This is a genomic window from Parcubacteria group bacterium CG10_big_fil_rev_8_21_14_0_10_36_14, from assembly GCA_002772895.1.
GTDB lineage: Bacteria > Patescibacteriota > Patescibacteriia.
The window spans coordinates 51538-74396 of sequence record PFCS01000042.1; the positions used below are offsets into that span (position 1 = coordinate 51538).

The window sequence follows — 22859 nt, forward strand, 5'->3', positions numbered from 1 at the left end:
TGGGCGGATATGCTCCCGGAGGGATTCGAACCCCCAATAACTGGTCCGAAGCCAGTCGTGATATCCATTTCACTACGAGAGCGTGATTATAATCTATATTATAGCCTATTTTAGTAAAAAAATCAAGAGGCATAATTTAAGTAAAATTAGCAATTTTTTAATTTTTATAAGAGAAACTTGACAAAACCGCTAAAATATGCTAATATATAGCAACCCTTAGATCTTTGACAACAACCAAAAACCGTTCCACAAAATGGAACAAAAAAAGGAGAAACAATGAGAAAGATTCTACCTTTTTTGGTTATTTTTCTTTTTACCTTTACCGCTTATGGAGAAGAGGGCTTTGGCGCAGCAGAAAGAGATAGATGCAAACCGACTCCAGAACAAAGATGTCTTTCACGAGGCGGAAAATGGGAAAACGGTCTTTGTATGAAAACGAAGTTGCAGGTCAAGTATCGCCGTCGTCGGCAAGTGAAGCCAAGAGTTTCCAATGAGCTTCGTTGTTTTCGGCGCGGAGGCGAATGGCGCGATGAAATGTGTCATGCGCGAGAAAAGCCACCGGTGTTAAAGCCGGAGACAAGAGTCGTCAGGATTCCGGCAAAATCGGTGCCAGTAGCTAGCCCCGTTGTTAATGTCAACCAGCAGGTTGGCGTTCAGCATGAAACAGAAAAAAAAGAGCCTGTCAAAACTCCTCCACTTTCTTCAAAAAAAGAAGAGCCTAAAAAGTGGTGGTGGATTGGCCCGGGCGCTTTTACCCTGGGGCTTTATATGTCCGATAAAAAGGAGTTCTTAACAGGCGTGGAAGGCAAATTGACTTTTGCTTTGAATGACCGTTTCCGTGTAAACGGACTTACGGGGTATTCTTTTTGGCAAGAGTCGAACGTTCTCTTGGGTGTTGGCTTTGATGTCCGCATCTGGCAGGCGCTTTTCACGACATTTACCTTTGATTCGCTTTGGGGCGGATTTGATGATTTTACCGTCAAACGCCGCACTTGGCTTTTGGGAACTGGGCTAACTTATTGGTTTGGCAATCGCGCCGATATTTCTTTGCGTTTTATTTTTGGAGTAAAGAACGAAGTCGGCACTTGCGACACCTATGATTACTTTGTTGGCGGTTCTGTATTTTCTGTTCACGTCTACTTTTAGAAAGCGAAAGGAACAAACAAATGAAGACACGCATCAGTATCATCCTTCTGGCGATTTGGATGTCTGCTTGTACGATGGCAGCTCCTGATTTGGCAAACTGTGACTCTTGCGTTGATAGCGGTCTAGACAACGGGCTCGTGCCCGACCAGCACGTTACTGATGGCAAGAGCAGAGATTCCACTGACGACTCAAAAGTTGTTTGGCCGGACAATGACAACGACGGCTACAGAGAAAATGTGGATTGCGACGACAACGATCCGGCGAGATATCCCGGAGCCAAAGAAATATGCGATAACAAAGATAATGACTGTGACGGCGAAATCGACAACCGGCTAACGGATGTCGGAGGCGTCTGCGGTTCCGCGATTGGCGAATGCAACCAAGGCATAACGGTTTGCTTTAACGGCAAATTGGAATGCGACGGTCCTACACTAGTACTTCCGAAGAACGAACTTTGTGATGGAAAAGACAATGACTGCGACGGAAAGACTGATGAAGACTGGTCTTTGCTTGGCACGATTTGTGAAGTAGGTCTTGGTGAATGCGCGCAGAGCGGATATTGGCAGTGCAATGGCTCGGCGACTAAACTGACTTGCAGTGCCAGTCCTCTTCAGCCGATAATTGAAGGACCACCAGGTTCTTCAATCTGTTATGATAACAAGGATAATGATTGTGATGGGTTGACTGACTTGCAAGATACTTCGTGTATTGCTTGCGTGTCAGATTCGGAATGCGATGACGGGAATAAGTGCACAAACGATCAATGTTTGGGCGGTATTTGTCAGAATGCCGCTTTATCTAACAATACTTCTTGCACCGATGAGCTTTATTGCAACGGTGTCGAGAAATGTATTTCCGGCGTTTGCACTTCCGGCATCAAGGTTTTGTGTGACGACGGCAACGCTTGCACGCAGGACAACTGTGATGAATTAGGAAAAAAGTGCGTTTTTGTCGCTTTGCCATCTTCTGGTAAAGAAGGTTTTCCCGGCGCCACCGAGTGTTTGGACGGCCAGGACAATGACTGTGATGGAAGCATTGACTTGTTGGATTCAGACTGCCAAGGATGCCAAAATGATCTTGAGTGCGACGACAATAACTCGTGCACTTACGACGTTTGCAATTCCAGTAAGGTTTGTGTTAATACGCCGAAGTCGGATGGAACAAGTTGTTCTGACGGACTTTATTGTAATGGCGCAGAAACTTGCCAATCGGGCAGTTGCCAATATGGGACGCAAATTACGTGTAATGATAACAATACCTGTACTGGCGATAAATGCGACGAAGTATTAAAGTCTTGTTCTTTTACCCCTATTCAGGGATGCAAGTCCTGTACGATTGCAAGCGATTGCGATGATGGGAATACTTGCACGGCCGATTCTTGCACCGGCGGAAAATGTTACAATTCCGATAAGCCAAATGGAAGTCTTTGCGATGACGGCCAATGGTGTACCTCGGTTGACCAATGTCAGGACGGATCTTGTCAGGGGACTCTGCGTGACTGTTCAAGTTTTGCAGATTCTTGCAACCAGGCATTCTGCGACGAATCGCTTAATGCTTGCAAGCAAATTCCAAAGGCAAATGGAACAGCCTGCGATGACGTGCTTTATTGCAATGGGCATGAGTCATGTCAGAGTGGCGTTTGTTTGTCTGGGACACTGATTTTCTGCACAAGCACAGATGTATGCAAATTGGCTTCTTGCGATGAATCGCAGGATAAATGTGTTCTTACGCAAAATCCAAACTCAGGCGCTGAGTCTTGGACCATTTCCGGAACCTGTTCCGATGGCAAGGACAATGACTGCGACGGACTTCTGGATTATGCTGACCCAGATTGTCATCAATGCCAATATCATGCCGATTGCAATGATGGAAATTCTTGTACGCAAGATACTTGCAATAGCACAACTTGGAAATGTGAGCACCAGAATCTAACCGGCGCTTGTGATGACGGCAAGTGGTGCACGGTAAATGATTATTGCTCAAACGGTTTGTGTATTTCTGGTTCTTCGCGCGACTGCGGAACAGGATATTCTTGTGACGAGTTGCAAGACCAGTGTCTTTATAAGGAATGCACGACCGGTTCTGATTGCAATGATAACAATACCTGTACTACGGATGCTTGCAATAGCGCGACTTGGAAGTGCGAGCACTTCGCTCTTTCCGGTAACTCTTGTGACGATGGTCTTTATTGCACAATTGGAGACTATTGTGTTTCCGGCACCTGTGTATCAGGTGGCGCACGCAATTGTTCACCCGGTTACTGTGATGAGGCTCAGGACAAGTGTGTGGGTTCTTACACCTATGGCTATGGATGCGCAGACGGCACGCGTGAGGGATTTGTCGTTGCCACCGATTTTCCCAACATCGCGGGTTGTTCTGGCACATGGTCAAATCCGGGATTGCAGAACGCATCCTATCTTTGTGAGTCCGGATGGCACATCTGTCAGGACTACCAAGATGTGGCGCAGAATATGCCATATGGCAAGGACTGTACGCATTGTTGGAACGGTACGGATAAGAGATTTTTTGCAACGCTTCAGCCATCAAGCGGATTCGGTTATTGCAACACTTCCGGAACAAACGACATTTTCGGGTGTGGCAATTTCGGCGATCCTCCGCAGCCTAGTTCTTGCGGGTTGCTGAATTATTTTTCCAGCGAGGATTGTATGGCGATCAAATATCCATATACCGGCGCGCCAGAAACATGGAGATGTGGCGACACCAGCGATTCTTCAAACGAGCTTACGACAGTTGTAAAGTTCCAGGCAATCGGTGGTGGCGTTCTCTGTTGCAAGTTGTAAATAATAGTTCATTTTTCTTAACATAAAAATAACCCCTGTCTAATACGGACAGGGGTTTTATATTTGGTAAAATCAAAATTTAGTTAAATTTTGATTGAAGCATTTTTTCCTCGCAACGCGGACATTCGCTCATGTCTACGTTTTTGATAATTTCAAATATAACACGTTTCACATTGTCTATATTTTTATTGAAAGTTTCGATAATTTCTTGCGCTGATGATTCTTTTATATCTTTTTCATTATGCGACCAAGCGTCATAATCTGTCGCAAGTGAGATATTGGCAATGCTAATTCCAAGTTCATTTGCTAATACAACTTCCGGATAAGCTGTCATGCCGATAACGCCAGCAAAAGTGCTGAATAGTTTACTTTCGGTAATCGTAGAAAATCGCGGACCGTTTATTACGACGATTGTTCCATGTTCTACAACCGGAACGCCAAGTTTTTTGCACGCTTTTATTGCGGTTTGACGCAAGTTCTCACAATATGGATCGACGCTCGTCATATGGCGAACTTCGGGACCTTCAAAAAAAGTGTCAGTTCTCCCACGCGTCCTGTCAAAATAAGAATCACAAATAACAAAAGTTCCCGGCGCGATATCACGATGCAAGCTTCCAACCGCGCAAGGAGAAATTATTTTTGTTACGCCCAGTTCTTTCATTGCCCAAAGATTTGCTCGATATGGAATTTTGTGAGGCGGAATTTTATGACCACGTCCATGACGTGGCAAAAATGCAACTTTACGGTCACAAAATTCACCGACCATAAATTTATCAGAAGGCAAGCCGTATGGAGTGCCAACCTCAATTTCTTTTAAGTTGTCTAAGAGTTCATAAAATCCCGAACCGCCAAAAATTCCTAGCATATTAGTAGTGGACGAGCGTTTTGACGTTGTTTTCCTCCAGTTTGTTTCGACCTTGTAAAAAATCTAACTCTATTAAAAATCCTATTCCTGCTATTTCCCCACCCAATTTTTTTACCATCTTGCACGTTGCTTCCATCGTTCCACCGGTTGCCAGGACATCATCAATAATCAGAACATTTTGCCCGGGTTCTATTGCGTCCTCATGAATTTCTAAGGCATTACTTCCATATTCCAAATCATAGCTTTCACCAATTGATTTGCGTGGGAGCTTGCCGGGTTTTCTAACGATAGCGATTCCTTTCCTTAGTTTGTATGCGACAGGCGCGGCCAATAAAAATCCGCGTGCGTCAATTCCTAATACAATGTCAATTTGTCTATCGGAAAATAATTCTGCAAGTTTATCAATAGCGTATTTAAAGGCCTCGCCATTTCCTAAAAGGGGAGTAATATCTTTAAAAACTACGCCGACTTTAGGATAGTCGGTCACATCTTTTATATATTGAGTTAAATCCATAAATTTATAGTTATTTTATAATGATTTTATATTAACAAACATATTATTAAAATTCAAACTATTGAGTTTCTATTATATTCCTGCTACTATTTATTATATAGTTTATCCTAATTACTAAACGTTAAACGTTGTTTTATGCTATATTCCAAATTATTTCCGAAAGCATTGCGCCAGGCGCCAAAGGACACAGAGTCGGCTAATGCTAAATATTTAACACAAGGCGGATTTGTCCATCAGGAAATGGCTGGAGTTTATTCTTGGCTTCCTTTGGGTTTCCGCGTTTTACAAAAAGTGGAAAATATTATTCGTGAAGAAATAAACGCACTTGGCGCGCAAGAAATTTTGATGTCCGGTTTACAACCAAAAGAAAACTGGTCAATCACTGGTAGGTGGGATGACCTAGATGTCTTGTTTAAATTAAAATCAAAAATCGGCGGAGAAGTTGCTCTGGGTCCAACAGCAGAGGAGATCGTTACCCCTTTAGTAAAGACATATCTAAACTCTTATCAAGATTTTCCAATAGCTTTATATCAGATTCAAAATAAATACCGTGACGAGCTTCGGGCAAAATCTGGAGTACTTCGTGGCCGTGAGTTTGGAATGAAAGATTTGTATAGTTTTCATAAAGACGAAAATGACATGGAAAATTTTTATGAAAAAACCGCTCGTGCTTATGCAAAAATTTTTAAGCGCTGTGGTTTGCAGGCCGTTCGCGTTCGCGCAGGCGGTGGGACTTTTTCAAAATTTTCCGACGAATTTCAGGTTATTACCCCGTCAGGAGAGGATACGATTTTTTATTGTTCAAAATGTAAGATACATTATAATAATGAATTGGTAAAAGTCGGCAAGTGTCCGGAATGTAAGAGTAGCTTAACCAAAGGAGAAAAGGCAATAGAGGTTGGAAATATTTTTCAATTAAAAACAAAATATAGCAAAGCTTTTGATTTTAAATATACTGATAAAAACGGTAAAGAAAAACCAGTTTTAATGGGTTGTTATGGGATTGGCACCACTCGGCTTGTTGGCGCAATAGTTGAAGCAAACCATGATGAGCGTGGAATTTTTTGGCCTCAAGATGTAGCACCGTATAACATTCATTTAATTGCTCTTTTTGGGAAAGATAAAAAAATAAATAAAAAAGTAAAGTCAGCCTCTTTGTTATTTATGAAAAAACAGGAGTCTGATGGTAAGAATGTTTTATTTGATGATCGTGAAGACATATCGGCAGGAGAAAAATTTGCCACTGCAGATTTATTGGGAATACCAGAGCGAATTATTATTTCTGAAAAGACACTGGCAAAAAATAATATAGAGATTAAAAATAGAAAAACAGGTAAAGTAACGATGAAAAAATCATAAGCAACAAGGAGGAGGAAATGAATAAAAAATCACGGCAAAAGATTCGCGCGTATATTGCAAATTTATTTCGGAGTCATCAGGACATTGTGTGGTGTGATTATTGGAGCGAAAAAGAGCAAGACGTTGAGTTAAAGTCAGCTTTGAAAATAGTAAAAAATAGTTATGCGAGAGATCCGGATGTAGTTGGTCATTATTACAATGCTACTCGTAAATTACAAAACAATAAATACGAAACTGTTCTGGAACGCGAGGTATTGGAGGCTTTTCGCGATGTAGCCAGCCGTATTCTTGAAGAGGCTGAGTATAAGGCAATGATAAACCGTCAAATTTAATAGGCGGTTTTTTTAAATTAAAAAGCCACGCGTTAGTCGCGTGAGTTTTATTTAGATTTTGTCAGGCACGAGCGCGTCAAAAGCGTCGAGCCACTCCTCAAATTTTTTCATTAAAGCCAAAAGGTAATCGGATTTGCTTACATCAAGACCTGCATTTTTCAGAAGAATTGCCGGGTAGTCGGAACCACCGGCGCGAAGCAATTTCATATATGCTTCAAGCGCGTTTGGTTCGCCGGATAAGATTTTTTCGCTAAAGAACGTAGCGCAAGAAAGGCCTGTGGCATACTGATAAACATAAAAGTTGTAAAAGAAATGGGGAATAAAAGACCACTCATGGCGGATGACTTCATTTATCATAGTATCTGGGCCGTAATAGCGCTGATTCAGTTTAAAGTATGCCTCTTCCAAATCGTCTGCAGAAAGTTGTTCGCCATTCCACGTTCTTTCATAAAGCATTGCTTCAAATTCCGCAAACATTACCTGCCTGAAAAATGTTGTTCGGACACTCTCTAACTGGTTATTAATTATGTAGGAGCGTAATGTGTCGTTGGCGTCACGTAATAGATACTCGCTAAGGAGATTCTCATTCAACGTGGAAGCAATTTCGGCGATAAAGATTGTGTAGTCATAACGCGGAAAGGGTTGGGCATTCATCGCTAGGTAACTATGCATTGAGTGTCCGGCTTCATGAGCCAGCGTAGAAACATCTTCTAATCTGTCCCTATAACTCATCAGAATAAATGGCTTGCCGTTATAGGTGCCGGCAGAATATGCGCCACTTCTTTTTCCTTTGTTTGGGATTCTATCAACCCAACGTTCGGTTGTGAGGCCTTGCCTTAAAGTTGCAACATATTCTTTGCCTAACGGCTCTATTGCCGCAAGTACTATTTCTACTGCTTTGTCATATTCAAATTTATAATCTATAGAGCTAAGAATCGGAACATACAAATCATGCCAGAAAAGTTTTTTCAATCCAAGCTTTCTTCTTCTGATGTCAGAGTAGCGGTGCAAGAGATGTAGATGTTCATTTGCTACTTGAAATAAAGTTTTGTAAACAGTGGAGCCCATGCCTTTATTATGCAGAAAATAATCCATAATGAACTGATGTTTTCGTGCGCGTGCCTCAGTTACGTTATATTTTATATGTGCTATAAGGGTTGTGGCTAGAGTTGTTCGGAAATTCTTATATGTTCCAAAATATTTTTCTGTTGTTGCTTTTCTAACTTTCCGGTCGGGGTGTTCTCTTAAGACACCGAAGTTTGAATTTGAAACTTCAACTCTTTTTCCATCAACCAAAATTTTTGGGAATTGCATATCAGCGTCGCGGAGTTTCTCGGCAATAAGTTTTGGCACTCCAAGTGTTTCGGATAAGCTTGCCAAAAGCTCTTCTTGCTCGGTTAGCAGAAGATGTTTTTTACCTCGCGATAATTTCTTTAGATATAAAACATAGTCGGTGAAGTCAGGCTCAAGAGACAATTGCGCCAAGAATTCATCTGATTGATTTGACAACTCAGGGTCAATAAATGCCTTGGCAGTTGCTAGTTTAGACAAAAGCTCATATATTTTGCCTGCTCTTTTTATTGATATGCCATTTGCAGTATCTTCATCTTCTTTTCTCATTGCAAAATCATATAGACGCTCAAAAATTTGTTCAATTGATGAATGCAATCTCAGACATTCCAAGATCGTTTCCGAATTATTCAGCGCACCCTTGTATTTCAGAAGTTCTTCAGAAAGATGCATGACTTTTTCATAATCTTCGTTCCAGGTTTTGTTATTGGTATAAAGGGATTCAATATCCCAGCAGTCACAAATCGGCATATTCTTTCGTTCTACTGTCATACCCCTCTCCTTTTTGTAATGAGCCATTGCTATATTAGTAGATAACTCGGATTTTGTAAAGAGTTGACATATCTCATAAAGTTTTTTAAGATAGTGTTAGTTTTTTTAGGGAAGGAGAGACGGAGATGGATCCGAGAATCAGATAATTGGCAAAAAATCTTATCCAAAATTCTGTTTGTCTTAAGCCGGGTGAGAGATTGATGATTGATGCCGCTGGTTCCGACTCTTATCCATTGGTTGAGGCGCTGATTGACGAGGCCTATGCCGTGGGTGCAGAGCCATACTATCAGCTTGATTTTGAGTATGGAACGGATGCACGACTTTTGCGTGTATTTTTGCGCGGAGCAAATCAAGAACAGCTAAGATTTTATTCCGAGATTTTTTTGAGGTTCATTTTTCAATCCGATGCCTATATTCGTTTTTATGCTAAAAATAATGCTTTTGAAATGTCCGATGTTCCAGAAGAGAAAATGGCCGCTTTTAATAAGGTAATGAAAAAAGGCCTAGATTATCGTGTAGGCCAGACTCGTTGGTGCGTGCTTCGTTGGCCGACACCCTCAATGGCACAGTCCGCAGAAATGTCCACTGAGGCCTTTGAAGATTTTTATTTCAAATGCTGTTTGCTGAATTATGATAAGATGAGTAAGGCTATGGATCCTTTGGTTGAATTGATGAATAAAACAGATAGAGTCAGAATCGTCGATCCTAGAACTGATTTGAATTTTTCAATCAAAGGAATTCCGGCAATAAAATGTGATGGGAAATTAAATATTCCCGATGGCGAGGTTTACACTGCGCCAGTTCGCAATTCGGTGAATGGGACGCTTTATCATGTGCCGGTGACGATGTATGAGGTAGGAGATTTTCCGGAATATCTTTGGAATTTAAAGAGGGAAAGATTGTGAGCGCTTCTTGTGGGCAAGGAGGCGACGAAGATCTCAATGTTATTTTAGATAGAGACGATGGCGCGCGTTATATTGGCGAGTTTGCTCTTGGCGTCAACCCATATATTCTAAAGCCGATGATGAGTATTTTGTTTGATGAAAAAATTTCCGGCTCGTTTCATTTTACTCCGGGCGATAGTTATGACGATGCGCCGAATGGGAATAAATCAACTGTTCACTGGGGCATAGTTTCGGTCCAAACGCCGGAATACGGGGGAGGAGCGATTTTGTTTGATGATGTCCTTATCCGTAAAGACGGACTATTTGTTCTTCCAGAATTGTTTTGTTTGAATCCAAAAAATTTGAAGTAATCTTTAAAAAACTCCGCTTACGCGGAGATTTTTTTATAACAAAAAAATTAGACTATATTTTTACAAGCAGTATAAATATTTTCAAAAAGAAGAGGAATATTTTTTAAATTAACGCTTGAAAAAGCGATTCTTATACAGCCTGAAGTAGTTACGACCCCAGTATCATAATCCAATAATAATTTTTTTCTAACTTTTTCAATATCTATATTTTTATTCAATTCCAAGCACATAAAATATCCGGAATTAAACGGTAATGCGTTAAAGTACTCATTAAATTTAGGATTTTTTAGAACTTCTTTTATCGCGTTATATCTTAATTTTAATATTTCTTGTTTTTCTTGTTTTTCTTGTGAATAGTCAGGAGAGTTTAATGATTTTAGCACTAAACTTTGAGAAAGGTTGGAGACGTTAGATATATTTCTTGCTACCGTGCCAACTATTTTTTCTTCTAAGGCTTTACATACACTTTTGGTCATTCCTTTATAGCCAAAAGTTAAAAATCCCACGCGTAATCCCCAAGCAAAATTTTCTTTTGTTGCCCCGTCTATTTTTATTGCTAAAATATTTTCATGAATATTGGAGAGAGGAGCAAATAATGATTCTTTATAAACATTATCTTCATATGTCAATCCAAAATAAGCATCATCGCAAACGGCCAATATTCTGTCGCCCATGTCTGCCCGTTTTTTTATAATTTCAAGTATTCTTTGGACCTCCTTATTGGTAGGAGAATATCCGGTTGGATTATTTGGATAATTTAGGAGCAATATTTTTTTTCCAATGTTTTGACCGAATGCATCTTCAAGCGCATCAATATCTAACCCTCCTTCTGAAAATGTTTTGTATGATTTAAAAATTGGTTCTTGCGTGCTGAAAATAACATTGTAGTTACTCCATGACTTATCGCTTAATAAAATAATATCTTCTGGATCTATAAATAATTGCGCCGTAACGCTTACGCCGTGGGTTAGGGCATTAGTCACAACGGGTGTACTTATGAGACTTTTTAATGAAGGATTTTTTTCATATATTGATTGTTGCCAAAGTTTCCTAAGTTCAGGTTTTCCAGGCATAGGCACATATGGAAAAATATCCTGAGGTTCCAGCAAAATATATTTAGTAATGCTTTTTAGATGCATGATAGATCCATCTTCCTCAAGGGCTATCCCAATTGTGGCATTAAGTTCTGTTTGTTTTGCCTGCAATGACTGCGCGAAGATACCTGTTTTTGAAAAATATGTTTTTTTTCCGGTTTCCGAAAGAAGCCCATAGATAAGCGGGCTCTCTTTTTTTATTATTTCATTTAGTTCCATCGCTTCTTTGTGCATAGCAATATCTTATCATATCGAAGGCTTATTTAAAACTTTTTCTTTGATTTGGATAACAAAAAATAGCCCGTAGGCTATCTTTTGTTTAATATTGATTTTCCTCTGTTGGCTTCTCGGTTATTTCTGCAGAAGTTTCCGGTAAAGTTTCAGCCATTTCGTTTTTTATAGTTTCATCTGAAGATGGATTTTCTGGCATTGGTGTTCGGTCGGAACGTTTCAAGGCATCTTTTAGATTTTTTCCAGGTTTGAATTTTGCTACTTTTACACTTGGTATTTCTATTTGTTCTTTTATATTTCTTGGATTTACACCGATTCTACCTTTCCTTTTTCTGGAAGAAAATGCTCCAAACCCCGCTATCGTAATATCTTCGCCTGCAATAAGACGTTCGGTTATAACGCGTGTAAGTTCTTCAAGCATTTTTTCTGTTTGAGCGCGCGAAACACCTCCTACGCGACCTGATAGTTCATCTGCCAACTGTTGTTTATTCATATGATTAGCTTTTTTTGGAAAGTAACTATTTAGCCGGTTAGGATTTGTCCCGCAAAGCGAGACAGGATAAAATCCTAAAAAGCTAAAAAGCTAAGTAGCCACGATCCTTTTTATGTTATTACTTCTTCTAATACTTGTTGTATTTTTATTGTACGTAGTATTTTGGAGTTTGGCAAGTTTTTACCTAATTCTACATAAATACCCTGGATTACTGCAGGGCCATTTTCTAATAAGCTATGTTTTAATTTTATATTTTTTTTCATCATTGAAGAGACAACTTCTTCTTTATTATCTCCAATAACAGAATCACGTGCGCCACACATTCCTAGGTCGGTTATATATCCTGTGCCGTCAGGAAGTATCTGGGCGTCAGCTGTTGGAATATGCGTGTGCGTTCCCCACACAAGAGACGCTTTGCCATTTAGAGCCCAACCCATTGCGCGTTTTTCGGAAGTTGCTTCTGTATGTAAATCTAATAAAATGGCATCCACGGATTTCTTTTTGTATTCATCTAAAATTTTTAATGCGGCAGGAATTGGAAGAGTCACTTTGTCGGCTTCTCCTTTCATAAAAACTCTACCCAAAATATTTATTACTAATATGCGTTTTCCGCCAGCTTTTATTATTTTGTGACCCTTTCCTGGTTTACGGTATATTTTTTTATAATTTGACGGGCGAATAATTATACTACGTAAGACGTTATCTTCCATAACGCGTTTAAATTCTATCTCTTTATTCCATACGTGGTTTCCAGTCGTAAAGAAATCTACTCCGGCTTTATGCACTTCGTGTAAAGTTTTGGTTGTTACCCCAAGTCCGTGAGCGATATTTTCTCCGTTTGCGATTACTAAGTCGGGTTTATATTTTTTACGCAAATCCGAGAGCTTTTTTACAAGCGCTTTTCTTCCAACTTTTCCCATTATATCGCCGAGAATCAAAATTTTTAACATAATATATTGTGTTTCAAGTTACGTTAATTATTTTGCGTATTCTATAATTCTTTTTTCTCTGATTACCATAACTTTTATTTCCCCAGGATATTTCAAATCAGCTTCAATCTGGTTGGCAATATTTTTTGCCAGCTCATGAGCGGAGTAGTCGTCAATCTGGTCGGGTTTTACGAAAACGCGGATTTCCCGCCCTGCTTGTATCGCGTACGCTTTATCAACGCCCTGGAATGCTTTTGCGATTCCTTCCAATTCTTCGAGACGTTTTACATATTGTTCAAAGCTGTCTTTTCTTGCGCCTATTCTTGCGCCGGAGATTGCATCGGCGACTTTAACAATAACCGCTTCTAATGTCTTTGGATGATCTTCGTGATGTCCTAAGGCGATATAAGCGACATCTTCGGCGATTCCGAACTTCTTTAATATATTATACCCTATTTCCGGATGTCCACCTTGAATATCCTGATCCATTGCTTTTCCGATGTCATGTAATAATCCGCCTTTTTTAGCAATCGTAACATCAGCGCCAAGTTCTTCAGCAAGCATAGTGGCTATGTTTGCAACCTCTATTGAATGTAAAAGAATATTCTGTCCATAACTGGTACGGAATTTTAGTCGGCCAACGATTTGCACTAATTTTTGATCAAAGCCCGTAAGCCCTAGTTTATAGAGAGCGTCTTCGCCGGCTTTAGTAATTTCTATTGCTAATTCTTTTTTAACATTTTGAATAGTTTCTTCAATGCGCGCCGGTTGAATTCTGCCATCGGCAATAAGTTTATCTAATACGCGTTTTGCAAGTTGTCGTCTTATTGGGCTAAAAGATGAGATTGTAATTACCTCAGGCGTTTCGTCAATTAGAATTTCTGTTCCGGTAAGTTGTTCAATAACTTTGATATTCCTACCTTCTTTTCCGATTATTCTTCCTTTCATTTCATCGCTAGGTAAATCAACGTTTATAGTTGTTGATTCTGCAACTACCGAACCGGCCATTCTTTCTATAACCGGCATAAGCACTTCTCGTGCTTTTTTTTCAAGCTCTTCGGAATTCTGATTTTCTAATTTTTTGCGAAGCGACATCAGCTCTTCCCCGCTGTCTTTAGAAACCAAATCCATAAGCTCGTGCTTTGCCCCTTCCGGAGAAAGGCCGGCAATCTGCTGAAGTTTTTTTATTTCTTCGTCGCGGAGATTTTGTATTTCTTTTTTTACTTCTTCAAGGCGTGTTGCCTTTTCCAGAAGCTTTTGCTGTTTTTCTTGAAAGTCCAAAAGTTTTTGATCAAAAACACTTTCGCGATTTTCCAGGCGTTTTTGGAGGTTTTGGATTTCTTTGCGTCTTAATGACTCATCCTTCTTGGTGTCGTCGATGAGCTTAAGGGCTCTTTCTTTTACTTTGACAAGATATTCCTGTCCTTTATTTTTTGCTTCGGTTAGGATTTTTTCTGCTTTTATTTCAGCAGAGCCAACTTGTCCTTTGGCAATGAGTTTATGAAGATAATAGCCAACTGCAAATCCTACAATCGTACCGAAGACTGCTACGGCTAAAATCAAAATAATTGCTGTTTGCATACATGTTTTACAGCAAAATGAAAAGAGGATTCTCTGAATCTCTAGAATCTGTATTTTTTGTGATAGATTGTGAGATTAAAGGTAAAATTAGCGAATTAATCATATAAATCCATTACAGCAATTTGGTGGAATGCTCTTTTTTTGCTTTAAAATATTAATTTAAATACAATGATACTGTACCATAAATATTAAAGTTTGGCAAGACCTTGACTTTTTGGCAGATTTTATTATATTTATTAAAGGAGGACGAAAATGTGGAAAATCAAACTCGGGTTTCTTCTGAAGATTTGGGATGAGATTTTGAAAAATTTGTCTTTCAACGTATATAAATAAAAAACTCCGATTAATGTCGGAGATTTTTAATATAATTTTTTTAAGTAAACTATTTTTGAAATAAGCATTTTTCCCAATTATCCCTAGTTATTTTTTTTAGCTCATTAGCGCGAGTGAGGTTGTAGTCTCCAATTGATGTTCTTTCTAATTCTTCCAAATATGCTCCGCATCCAAGTTTTTTTCCGATATCATATGCGAGCGCGCGGATATATGTGCCGGAGGAAACGCGGGTTTCTATTTTCAGATACGGCCACTTATAATCAAGTATCTTTATGTATTCAATATCTATATCAACCGGTTCACGCACAATTTCTTCGCCCTTCCGCGCCAGTTCATATAATTTTTTTCCACCTACTTTTTTAGCGGAGAACATCGGTGGAATTTGTTTTTGTTTACCCTCAAACTCTTTCAATATTTTTTCAATTTCTTTACTCCCTAATTCTTGATTCATCATTCCTGATTCCTGGATATTTCCCGTTTTATCATATGTATCCGATATTGCTCCGAGATGAAGTTTTGCTAAATATACTTTGTCTTGCTTTACGAAGCGGGAAATATTTTTAGTCGCCTCTCGTCCGACAGCTATAATTAAAAGTCCGCTGGCAAATGGATCCAACGTTCCTGCATGACCTATTTTTCTTATTCCTGTAATACGTCTTAGCTCATCAATAACATCGTGTGACGTGGGTCCGGACGGTTTATCTATAAGTAAAAATCCGCTATTAATGCTCATACTTGATTTTTATGCTATAATAATGTAGTGTAAGAAGCATATAGCGTTTAGTGAGGCAAGGAATGCACTAATTAACTAACCGCTAGTTGCTAATAGCTATTATTATGAATATATCAGAACTTTCTAGAAAATTAAAGGTAGATCCAAATCGTCTGCGTGGAATGCTCCCGCAGATGGGTTTTGATATTGGTAGAAAAGCCATAAAGATTGATGATAGAACAGCTCACCATATTATAAATAATTGGCGTACTCTTTTTCGTGAATGGGAATTAGAATATGTAAAAACAGAAGAAGACGAGCAAAAGACAGAACTTGCGCCTGAAGAAAAAAAAGAAATAAGAATACCAAAAATTATCACTGTCAGAGAATTTGCAAATAGAATAGACACGCCTATAAATAGTTTAATGAAAATATTGATGAAAAACGGTATTTTGGCATCATTGAATGATAAGATTGATTTTGATTCCGCTATGATTATTGGAGATGACCTTGGCTGGAAAGTTTTGCCGTTAGAAGGAGATCTGGAACTTGAATCGGGAAGCGAAGAAACTATCCGCGAAACGGTTAAGAAAAGCGGAAATACTACCGAAAGGCCACCGGTTATTGTTGTTATGGGTCATGTTGATCACGGAAAAACAAAAATTTTAGATTCAATCCGAAGTACAAATGTTATGGAGGGCGAAGCTGGTGGAATCACACAGCACATCGGCGCATATGAAGTAGAAAAAAATGGAAGAAATATAACATTTATCGATACTCCCGGGCATGAAGCTTTTACTGCGATGCGTTCTCGTGGAGCAAAGATTGCCGATATTGCGATAATAGTTGTTGCTGCCGACGACGGTGTTCAGCCTCAAACTCGCGAAGTAATAGATATCGTTAATGCCGCCAAGATACCATTTGTTGTTGCTATAAATAAAATAGACAAAGAGTCGGCTGATCCGGAACGAGTAAAACGAGAACTCGCAGAATTAAATTTAATATCTGAGGATTGGGGCGGAAAAACTATCTGTGTTCCTGTCTCAGCAAAAACAGGTCAGGGAATAGAAAATCTTTTGGACACCATTTTGTTTGTGGCAGATATGGAAAAAGAAGAACTTGTTGCTGACTCCAACGGAGAAGTTATAGCAAGTGTTATAGAATCACACATAGATAAATTTAAGGGCGTAGTTTCTACAGTCCTTATTCAAAATGGCACATTGGTTGTAAATAATTATTTGAAAATAGGAAATGTTTTATATGGGAGAGTGCGTTCTATGGAAAATTGGAAGGGTGAAAAATTGGATAAAGCCAGACCTTCTGTCCCCGTTCGTATTTTGGGATTAAAGCTTGCCCCTGAAGTAGGTGATGTTTTGCTTGCTACAGACAACACAAAAGGATTGGAAAGAGACTCAAAGCGCCAAGAATCCGGTAGACCGTTTGACCTCGCGTATGAAAAAAATACATCCGAAGATCATTCGGGAAAAGATATTCTAAAAATTATTTTGAAAACAGACGTTTTAGGTTCTGCGGAAGCTTTGCTCGGATCTTTGGAACAATTTAAACATTCCAAAGTTGGTATAAAGGTTATTCATAGCGGATTAGGAAACATAACAGAGGCTGATATTGATAGAGCTTTTTCGGGAGACGCTATCATTTATGGATTTAATGTCCGTATGGATGCTAAAATGGAAGAGGCCGCGCGCGAAAAAAATGTGGAAACAGAAACCTATCAAATAATTTACGATTTATTAGATTCAATCAAAGAACGCCTCCTAAAAAAATTAGCCGGTGAAGTAAAAAGAGTGGATTGCGGAAAACTGAAGGTTTTAGCAATATTCAAACGCGACAAAGACGGTCAAATTATTGGAGGAAAAGTAATTGAAGGAAAAATAATAAATGATTCAAAATTTGATTTAATGAGACAAAATGTTAAAATTGACGAAGGAGAAATAGTCCAGCTCCAATCAGGCAAACAAGACGTTGGAGAGGTTGTAAATCCTAATGAATGTGGTATGAAAGCAAAGATTGGACACGAAATTAATGAGGGTGATATACTACTTGTATACAAAGAAGAGTTTGAAAAAGTAAAGATAGAATTGTAATTTATAAAAAAATAAATTTATGCTAAAAGATGTCACAACAAAAAATTTTAAACGCGAAGTTTTAGAGGCTACAAGGCCGGTACTTATTGATTTTTATGCTGAATGGTGCGGGCCATGCAAGATGATGTCCCCGGTTGTTGATGAAATAGCAGAAGAAATGAAAAAGGATCTCAAAGTTTTTAAAATCAATATTGAAAAAGAAGAGGATCTAGCCAGTAAATATGGAATAATGTCTATACCAACTTTTCTAATTTTTAAAAAAGGAAAAGTTATAGAACAAATAATGGGAGCAATGGCAAAAGATAGATTGGAAAAGACTATAAAAAAAGCAATAAAATAATTTATCGGCGATATGGTTCATAAAGTTATAATCATTGGTTCCGGGCCGGCGGGTCTTACGTCGGCTATTTATACATCAAGAGCTAACTTAGCTCCTGTTTTGTTTGAGGGTGCTCTTCCGGGCGGACCATTGATGACAACTACAGTTATAGAAAACTATCCTGGTTTTCCAGAGGGGGTTAATGGTCCGGATTTAATTATGTCAATGCGACGCCAGGCAGAAAATTTTGGAACAAAAATAATTTCAAAAAATATTACAAAAGTTGATTTTAGTATAAGACCTTTTATAGTTTGGGCGGATGATGAAAAATATGAAGCAGAAACAATAATAATTGCAACCGGTACAGAAGCAAGAAATCTTGGGTTAGATTCGGAAAAGCGTCTTACCGGCAAGGGGATTTCTTATTGTGCTACCTGTGACGGTCCATTATTTAAAAATAAAAAATTAATTGTTGTCGGAGGCGGAGATGCCGCAATGGAAGAGGCTATTTTTCTTTCGAAACTTGCCGAAGAAGTAGTAATCATAAATCGTAGTGAAAAGTTTAAAGCATCTGATATTATGTATGAGAGGGTAAAAAAGAATCCGAAAATAAAATGGTTACCCAATACCGAAATAAAAGAGTTTGTCGGTGAAAGCCATTTAGAGAAGGTGAAGATTATTAATAATAAGACGAATGAGGAAAGTGAAGAAAAGGCAGATGGCGCATTTATTGCAATTGGAAGAATCCCTAATACAAAAATGTTTGAAGGAAAGTTAAAAATGAATAAGGGATATATTATTACAGAACCAGATAGCGCAAAAACAAGTGTAGAGGGCGTATTTGCTGCTGGTGACGCAAGTGAATGGAAATATTGGCAGGCAATAACTGCCGCAGGTAAGGGATGTATGGCGGCAAAAGATGCGGATAGATACCTAGATGAAAACACAAAATAAGCAAGTTTTTTAAAAAGACGGGAATGTTTTTTGTAGCAGATCCAAGGTATTGGTGATACAGAAAATATTTTTGTCTTTTTTAGTTGCAAGAAATTTTTATATATGGTAAATTAATTATTAATTATTAATTATTAATTAACTATTTTATGAGCTTAAAAGAAGAAGCATTAGAATTTCATAGAAAAAATAAAGGCAAGTTAGAAATTAAAAGTATGATTCCTCTAAAAACCAGAGAAGATTTGTCTTTAGCATATACGCCGGGCGTTGCTTTTGCCTGTCAGGAAATTGCAGCTAACAAAGAGATGGTTTACGAGTATACGTCAAAGGGTAGATTGGTCGCAATAGTAACCGATGGGAGCGCAGTTTTGGGATTAGGAAATATAGGCGCAGAAGCCAGTTTGCCTGTAATGGAAGGTAAAGCGCAATTATTTAAAGAATTTGGCGGAGTTGATGCTTTCCCAATTGCTCTAAAAACCCAAGACACTGAAGAGATTATTAAAATCGTTAAAAATATTTCCCCGGTTTTTGGTGGTATCAATTTGGAAGATATCTCTGCGCCCAGATGTTTTGAAATTGAAGAAAGATTAATTAATGAATTAAATATACCGGTTTTTCATGATGACCAACATGGAACAGCCATCGTAGTTTTGGCAGGTCTTACAAATGCATCAAAATTGGCAAATAAAAAAATCAGCGAGATGAAAATCGTTATAAACGGTGCTGGAGCTGCAGGAATGGCAGTAGCTAAAATACTTTTTGCCGGCGGAGCAAAAAACATAATATTGCTTGATTCTCGAGGTATCATCTGGGACGGTCGGGAAGAAGGAATGAATAAAGTAAAAGACGAAATGGCAAAAATAACAAATATGGAAAAACTGGAAGGTGGCTTGGCCGAAGCCGTAAAAGGATCAGATGTGTTTATTGGTGTTAGCCAGCCAAATATTTTAACAAAAGAGATGGTGCGCTCAATGAATGATAATCCGATTATTTTTGCAATGGCAAACCCGATACCAGAAATAATGCCGGACGAAGCCCATGAAGCAGGCGCAAATTTGATAGCAACAGGCAGAAGTGATTTTCCAAATCAAATAAATAATGTTTTAGCCTTTCCTGGATTATTTAGAGGAGTTTTGCAAAATGGGATAAAAAAAATAACAATGGAGATGAAATTATCCGCTGCCAAAGCCTTGGCGGATTATATAAAAGAGCCGACTTCGGAGTATTTTATTCCGGGACCTTTTGATGAGGGAGTCGCAGAAGCTGTTGCCAAATCAATCATTAATTAATTTTTTATGAATATATTTCAAAATGCGATAAAGCAATTAGAAGACGTTAAGACGATTATTAATATTTCACCCGAAGTTTACAAATTATTAGAAACACCACAAAGAATTTTACAAGTAAATATTCCGATTAAGATGGATAGCGGAGAATCGCGTATTTTTGAAGGGTGCAGAGTTCAGTACAATAATTGGCGCGGACCCTATAAGGGTGGAATTAGATTTAATGATGGAGTAGATATTGATGAAGTTAAGGCACTTGCTTTCTGGATGACTATAAAGTGCGCTATTGTAAATATTCCAATGGGTGGTGGTAAGGGCGGAGTAAGGATAAATCCAAAAAATTTAAGCAAAGGAGAATTAGAAAAATTATCACGAGGATATATGAGAGCGCTTTTTTCAGACTTAGGCCCGCAAAAAGATATTCCTGCTCCTGACATGAATACCACACCAGAAATAATGGCTTGGATGGCAGATGAATATGAAAAATTAAATGGTGCGCCTGAACCGGCGGTAATTACTGGAAAGCCGATAGAAATAGGCGGTTCTTTAGGCAGAGGAACATCAACGGCTAAGGGCGGATTTATGGTTTTAGATAGTTTGCTTTTGAAGATGAATATAGAAAATCCGCGTATTATTATTCAGGGTTTTGGAAACGCTGGAATGAATATGGCAAAGTTTTGCGTAGAAAATGGATATAAAGTAGTCGCTGTCTCTGACTCAAGGGGAGGCGCTTATAATCCCGATGGATTAAACATTAACGAACTTATAGAATTTAAAAAATTAAATGGAACGCTTTTTGGCGCGCCAAGAACGGAACTCTTAACCAATCAGTCTATTCTGGAACTTGATGCCGAAGTCCTCATTCCAAGCGCTTTAGAAAATCAAATAACCGAAGAGAATGCCGGGCGTATAAAAGCAAGGATTATACTTGAGCTAGCAAATGGTCCGGTGACTCCGAAAGCTGATAAAATTTTGGAAGATAAAGATGTTGTAGTTATTCCGGATGTTTTGGCAAATGCAGGTGGAGTTATCGTTTCATATTTTGAATGGGATCAAAATTTAAAAAAAGAAAAATGGAGCGAAGGGGAAGTATTTAATAAATTATATAATCTGATAATGCCTAATTTTGAAAAGATGCTCGAGCTTTCCCGCGACGCCAATATTTCGTTACGCAAGTCAGCATTCGCAATTGCGCTAAAACGTCTACAAGAAGCATATAATTCACAAAATATTTAACATTTCCCCAATTAAAAGACCACCCTGAATTTGGGTGGTTTTTTGTGCCAATTTTTTATGATTTGATTCGTTTGTTTTGTTTTACGAAGTCATCCCAATTTTTATATCCCTTGCTTCTCGCGGCTTTATTCAGAGTTTTGATAAGTCCGATTCTTCCAAGAAGATAGCTACCGCTTAAGAGAAGCCCGAACGGACTGGAAATTGCCAAAACGATTGAGGTCGCAAATCCTATGCCGATATCTACCTTATGTCTTGTTTTCGTTTCGTGCTCCTTTATTTGTTGCCTTCGATAATAAAGGAAGCAGAACCATAATAAATTGGGTGTTGAGACGGAACCATTGTGCCTTCAATATTGATGTGCAATCGTTTATAGATTCGAAACTTCAGACTCAGCATTCCAAAAGCGCTACTTTCATCAATTACTAAACGATTCGGGACAATATTTCTTGGACCGTTATTTGTTAAAAACCGTATTTGTTCCGCCAGCTCTTCATCGATATTTATTTTTATGGTTGCGTCCAACCAGATGTATCCGACATAGGCCGATGCATGTAACCATGAGAAGAAACTATAACTAATAATTCCCCCGCATTCGTATCGTCTGATGTCATAGCTGGCATCCAGATGATCAACAACCTGATCGTAAAGGTCAACCTCTTCTTTATTTATTGTGAGCATTGCGCTTTCAAGTGTTGCATCGCTTAGTGAGCTTGCCTGAAATTGCGCATAACCATAAAGATGCAAGCGTCGCCAACCAATTACAAAGACTTGCAACCCGGCGCCGTACGAAGGATTTCCAACAGAAGTAAGCCTTGTGCGCATTGAAATGTTATATGCGCCTGCTTTATAGTCAGCCAAGTCATAATCAATTCGTGAACTATCCAAAGAAAAAATTAGATATGGCTGGAGATATTTTTCCAAAATAGCCCACTTAAGTTTTACAAATGGCTCTATTCTTGTAAAACTCCAATTTTCTTGTTCGGTACTATATGCCAAAACGCCCCACTCAAATTGAATTTTTGGCGCTTCGCTGTCTTTGAATTTGAATGCATTCCAAAAAAATGACCAACTGCTTACTTTTTTGTTTTTATCCAAAATATCTTTTTTCTCATTTTTTTGTTGAGAATTTATTTTTTGTGTATCGTTATTCGAAGAAAGCTTTTTATTTTCTTTAGCTTCTACAGAAAAACTTAAAAAACAAATACTAACTACGAGAAGGATTTTTTTCATTTTCGTCTCCTGTCTTTTCAAAGAACCGGGGTATGTTTTAAGCTTTGTTTCATTATTTGTAGTAGATCGTCCAACTTTTTCGATCTATCTTTTAGTTCAACAATAATGAGAACGGCTGCTTGCTCATCAAGATTCTTTATTACTTTTTTTGCCAATGATTTGACGTCATCCGGCACAGGAAGGGAATCAACAAGTCCGTTTAACCGTGTCTTTCCCATTCAGCCTCCTTGCATAGCTAAACATTA

19 protein-coding genes, 2 tRNA genes and 1 pseudogene (1 of these 22 running past the window's edge) are annotated in these 22859 nt (G+C 38.6%); 10 read left to right on the plus strand and 12 right to left on the minus strand.

Going from position 1 to position 22859, the window contains the following annotated elements:
- A tRNA-Lys gene (locus COU51_03350) sits at position 1 on the minus strand (it extends 72 nt beyond the left edge of the window).
- 9 nt (positions 2-10) lie between these two features.
- Positions 11-82: transfer RNA gene (locus tag COU51_03355), tRNA-Arg, on the minus strand.
- Positions 83-276: 194 nt separating this feature from the next.
- On the opposite strand from COU51_03355, the gene COU51_03360 reads away from it, so the two are divergent.
- Positions 277-1146, plus strand: coding sequence for a hypothetical protein (locus COU51_03360; GenBank protein ID PIR66549.1), 870 nt, complete (start codon positions 277-279; stop codon positions 1144-1146).
- Between the two features lie 20 nt (positions 1147-1166).
- Positions 1167-3947, plus strand: coding sequence for a hypothetical protein (locus tag COU51_03365; protein ID PIR66550.1), 2781 nt, complete (start codon positions 1167-1169; stop codon positions 3945-3947).
- Between the two features lie 79 nt (positions 3948-4026).
- On the opposite strand, the gene mtnP is transcribed toward COU51_03365, so the two are convergent.
- On the minus strand, positions 4027-4812 hold the full coding sequence (mtnP, locus tag COU51_03370) for an S-methyl-5'-thioadenosine phosphorylase (GenBank protein ID PIR66551.1): 786 nt from the start codon (positions 4810-4812) through the stop codon (positions 4027-4029).
- Between the two features lies 1 nt (position 4813).
- Positions 4814-5326: an adenine phosphoribosyltransferase gene (locus COU51_03375; GenBank protein ID PIR66552.1), complete on the minus strand. Its 513-nt coding sequence runs from the start codon at positions 5324-5326 to the stop codon at positions 4814-4816.
- A 135-nt stretch (positions 5327-5461) separates the two neighbouring features.
- On the opposite strand from COU51_03375, the gene COU51_03380 reads away from it, so the two are divergent.
- Positions 5462-6685, plus strand: coding sequence for a hypothetical protein (locus COU51_03380; GenBank protein PIR66553.1), 1224 nt, complete (start codon positions 5462-5464; stop codon positions 6683-6685).
- 17 nt (positions 6686-6702) lie between these two features.
- On the plus strand, positions 6703-7017 hold the full coding sequence (locus tag COU51_03385; protein ID PIR66554.1) for a hypothetical protein: 315 nt from the start codon (positions 6703-6705) through the stop codon (positions 7015-7017).
- A gap of 51 nt (positions 7018-7068) precedes the next feature.
- Here COU51_03385 and pepF read toward each other — a convergent pair whose 3' ends face one another.
- The gene (gene pepF / locus COU51_03390; GenBank protein ID PIR66555.1) at positions 7069-8886 is read right to left on the minus strand and encodes an oligoendopeptidase F; all 1818 of its coding nucleotides are present in this window, start codon (positions 8884-8886) and stop codon (positions 7069-7071) included.
- Between the two features lie 98 nt (positions 8887-8984).
- Here pepF and COU51_03395 point away from each other — a divergent pair.
- Positions 8985-10114: pseudogene (locus COU51_03395) on the plus strand (aminopeptidase).
- A gap of 47 nt (positions 10115-10161) precedes the next feature.
- Here COU51_03395 and COU51_03400 read toward each other — a convergent pair.
- From COU51_03400 to truB, 5 genes are all read right to left on the minus strand, one after another.
- A complete protein-coding gene (locus COU51_03400; GenBank protein PIR66556.1) occupies positions 10162-11442 on the minus strand; it encodes an aspartate aminotransferase in 1281 nt (426 codons plus the stop codon).
- A gap of 85 nt (positions 11443-11527) precedes the next feature.
- Positions 11528-11932 (minus strand): DNA-binding protein, encoded by a 405-nt coding sequence (locus COU51_03405; GenBank protein ID PIR66557.1) that lies wholly within the window; start codon positions 11930-11932, stop codon positions 11528-11530.
- A gap of 110 nt (positions 11933-12042) precedes the next feature.
- A complete protein-coding gene (locus COU51_03410; protein PIR66558.1) occupies positions 12043-12882 on the minus strand; it encodes a metallophosphoesterase in 840 nt (279 codons plus the stop codon).
- 27 nt (positions 12883-12909) lie between these two features.
- Positions 12910-14442 carry a ribonuclease Y gene (gene rny / locus COU51_03415; GenBank protein ID PIR66559.1) on the minus strand — a complete coding sequence of 511 codons (1533 nt, stop codon included), beginning with the start codon at positions 14440-14442 and terminating at the stop codon, positions 12910-12912.
- 382 nt (positions 14443-14824) lie between these two features.
- The gene (truB, locus tag COU51_03420; protein PIR66560.1) at positions 14825-15508 is read right to left on the minus strand and encodes a tRNA pseudouridine(55) synthase TruB; all 684 of its coding nucleotides are present in this window, start codon (positions 15506-15508) and stop codon (positions 14825-14827) included.
- Positions 15509-15612: 104 nt separating this feature from the next.
- On the opposite strand from truB, the gene COU51_03425 reads away from it, so the two are divergent.
- The 5 genes from COU51_03425 (at position 15613) to COU51_03445 (ending at position 21384) form a co-directional block, all read left to right on the plus strand.
- Positions 15613-17592: a translation initiation factor IF-2 gene (locus tag COU51_03425; GenBank protein PIR66561.1), complete on the plus strand. Its 1980-nt coding sequence runs from the start codon at positions 15613-15615 to the stop codon at positions 17590-17592.
- Positions 17593-17611: 19 nt separating this feature from the next.
- Positions 17612-17932 carry a thioredoxin gene (trxA, locus tag COU51_03430; GenBank protein PIR66562.1) on the plus strand — a complete coding sequence of 107 codons (321 nt, stop codon included), beginning with the start codon at positions 17612-17614 and terminating at the stop codon, positions 17930-17932.
- A 12-nt stretch (positions 17933-17944) separates the two neighbouring features.
- A complete protein-coding gene (trxB, locus tag COU51_03435) occupies positions 17945-18865 on the plus strand; it encodes a thioredoxin-disulfide reductase (protein PIR66563.1) in 921 nt (306 codons plus the stop codon).
- 146 nt (positions 18866-19011) lie between these two features.
- On the plus strand, positions 19012-20151 hold the full coding sequence (locus COU51_03440) for an NAD-dependent malic enzyme (protein PIR66564.1): 1140 nt from the start codon (positions 19012-19014) through the stop codon (positions 20149-20151).
- A 6-nt stretch (positions 20152-20157) separates the two neighbouring features.
- The gene (locus COU51_03445) at positions 20158-21384 is read left to right on the plus strand and encodes a glutamate dehydrogenase (GenBank protein ID PIR66565.1); all 1227 of its coding nucleotides are present in this window, start codon (positions 20158-20160) and stop codon (positions 21382-21384) included.
- A 273-nt stretch (positions 21385-21657) separates the two neighbouring features.
- On the opposite strand, the gene COU51_03450 is transcribed toward COU51_03445, so the two are convergent.
- Both COU51_03450 and COU51_03455 read right to left on the minus strand, forming a co-directional pair.
- Positions 21658-22614 carry a hypothetical protein gene (locus tag COU51_03450; GenBank protein ID PIR66566.1) on the minus strand — a complete coding sequence of 319 codons (957 nt, stop codon included), beginning with the start codon at positions 22612-22614 and terminating at the stop codon, positions 21658-21660.
- A 17-nt stretch (positions 22615-22631) separates the two neighbouring features.
- A complete protein-coding gene (locus COU51_03455; protein ID PIR66567.1) occupies positions 22632-22832 on the minus strand; it encodes a hypothetical protein in 201 nt (66 codons plus the stop codon).
- Positions 22833-22859 lie beyond the last annotated feature (27 nt).

What these genes read in the sequence shown, in the direction of transcription:
- COU51_03450 (PIR66566.1), bottom strand. Translation starts at nt 22,614, where the DNA reads ATGAAAAAAATCCTTCTCGTAGTTAGTATTTGTTTTTTAAGTTTTTCT.
- mtnP (PIR66551.1), bottom strand. Translation starts at nt 4,812, where the DNA reads ATGCTAGGAATTTTTGGCGGTTCGGGATTTTATGAACTCTTAGACAAC.
- truB (PIR66560.1), bottom strand. Translation starts at nt 15,508, where the DNA reads ATGAGCATTAATAGCGGATTTTTACTTATAGATAAACCGTCCGGACCC.
- COU51_03445 (PIR66565.1), top strand. Translation starts at nt 20,158, where the DNA reads ATGAATATATTTCAAAATGCGATAAAGCAATTAGAAGACGTTAAGACG.
- rny (PIR66559.1), bottom strand. Translation starts at nt 14,442, where the DNA reads ATGCAAACAGCAATTATTTTGATTTTAGCCGTAGCAGTCTTCGGTACG.
- COU51_03385 (PIR66554.1), top strand. Translation starts at nt 6,703, where the DNA reads ATGAATAAAAAATCACGGCAAAAGATTCGCGCGTATATTGCAAATTTA.
- COU51_03405 (PIR66557.1), bottom strand. Translation starts at nt 11,932, where the DNA reads ATGAATAAACAACAGTTGGCAGATGAACTATCAGGTCGCGTAGGAGGT.
- pepF (PIR66555.1), bottom strand. Translation starts at nt 8,886, where the DNA reads ATGGCTCATTACAAAAAGGAGAGGGGTATGACAGTAGAACGAAAGAAT.
- COU51_03440 (PIR66564.1), top strand. Translation starts at nt 19,012, where the DNA reads ATGAGCTTAAAAGAAGAAGCATTAGAATTTCATAGAAAAAATAAAGGC.
- COU51_03455 (PIR66567.1), bottom strand. Translation starts at nt 22,832, where the DNA reads ATGGGAAAGACACGGTTAAACGGACTTGTTGATTCCCTTCCTGTGCCG.
- COU51_03410 (PIR66558.1), bottom strand. Translation starts at nt 12,882, where the DNA reads ATGTTAAAAATTTTGATTCTCGGCGATATAATGGGAAAAGTTGGAAGA.
- trxA (PIR66562.1), top strand. Translation starts at nt 17,612, where the DNA reads ATGCTAAAAGATGTCACAACAAAAAATTTTAAACGCGAAGTTTTAGAG.
- COU51_03365 (PIR66550.1), top strand. Translation starts at nt 1,167, where the DNA reads ATGAAGACACGCATCAGTATCATCCTTCTGGCGATTTGGATGTCTGCT.
- COU51_03375 (PIR66552.1), bottom strand. Translation starts at nt 5,326, where the DNA reads ATGGATTTAACTCAATATATAAAAGATGTGACCGACTATCCTAAAGTC.
- COU51_03425 (PIR66561.1), top strand. Translation starts at nt 15,613, where the DNA reads ATGAATATATCAGAACTTTCTAGAAAATTAAAGGTAGATCCAAATCGT.
- COU51_03380 (PIR66553.1), top strand. Translation starts at nt 5,462, where the DNA reads ATGCTATATTCCAAATTATTTCCGAAAGCATTGCGCCAGGCGCCAAAG.
- COU51_03400 (PIR66556.1), bottom strand. Translation starts at nt 11,442, where the DNA reads ATGCACAAAGAAGCGATGGAACTAAATGAAATAATAAAAAAAGAGAGC.
- COU51_03360 (PIR66549.1), top strand. Translation starts at nt 277, where the DNA reads ATGAGAAAGATTCTACCTTTTTTGGTTATTTTTCTTTTTACCTTTACC.
- trxB (PIR66563.1), top strand. Translation starts at nt 17,945, where the DNA reads ATGGTTCATAAAGTTATAATCATTGGTTCCGGGCCGGCGGGTCTTACG.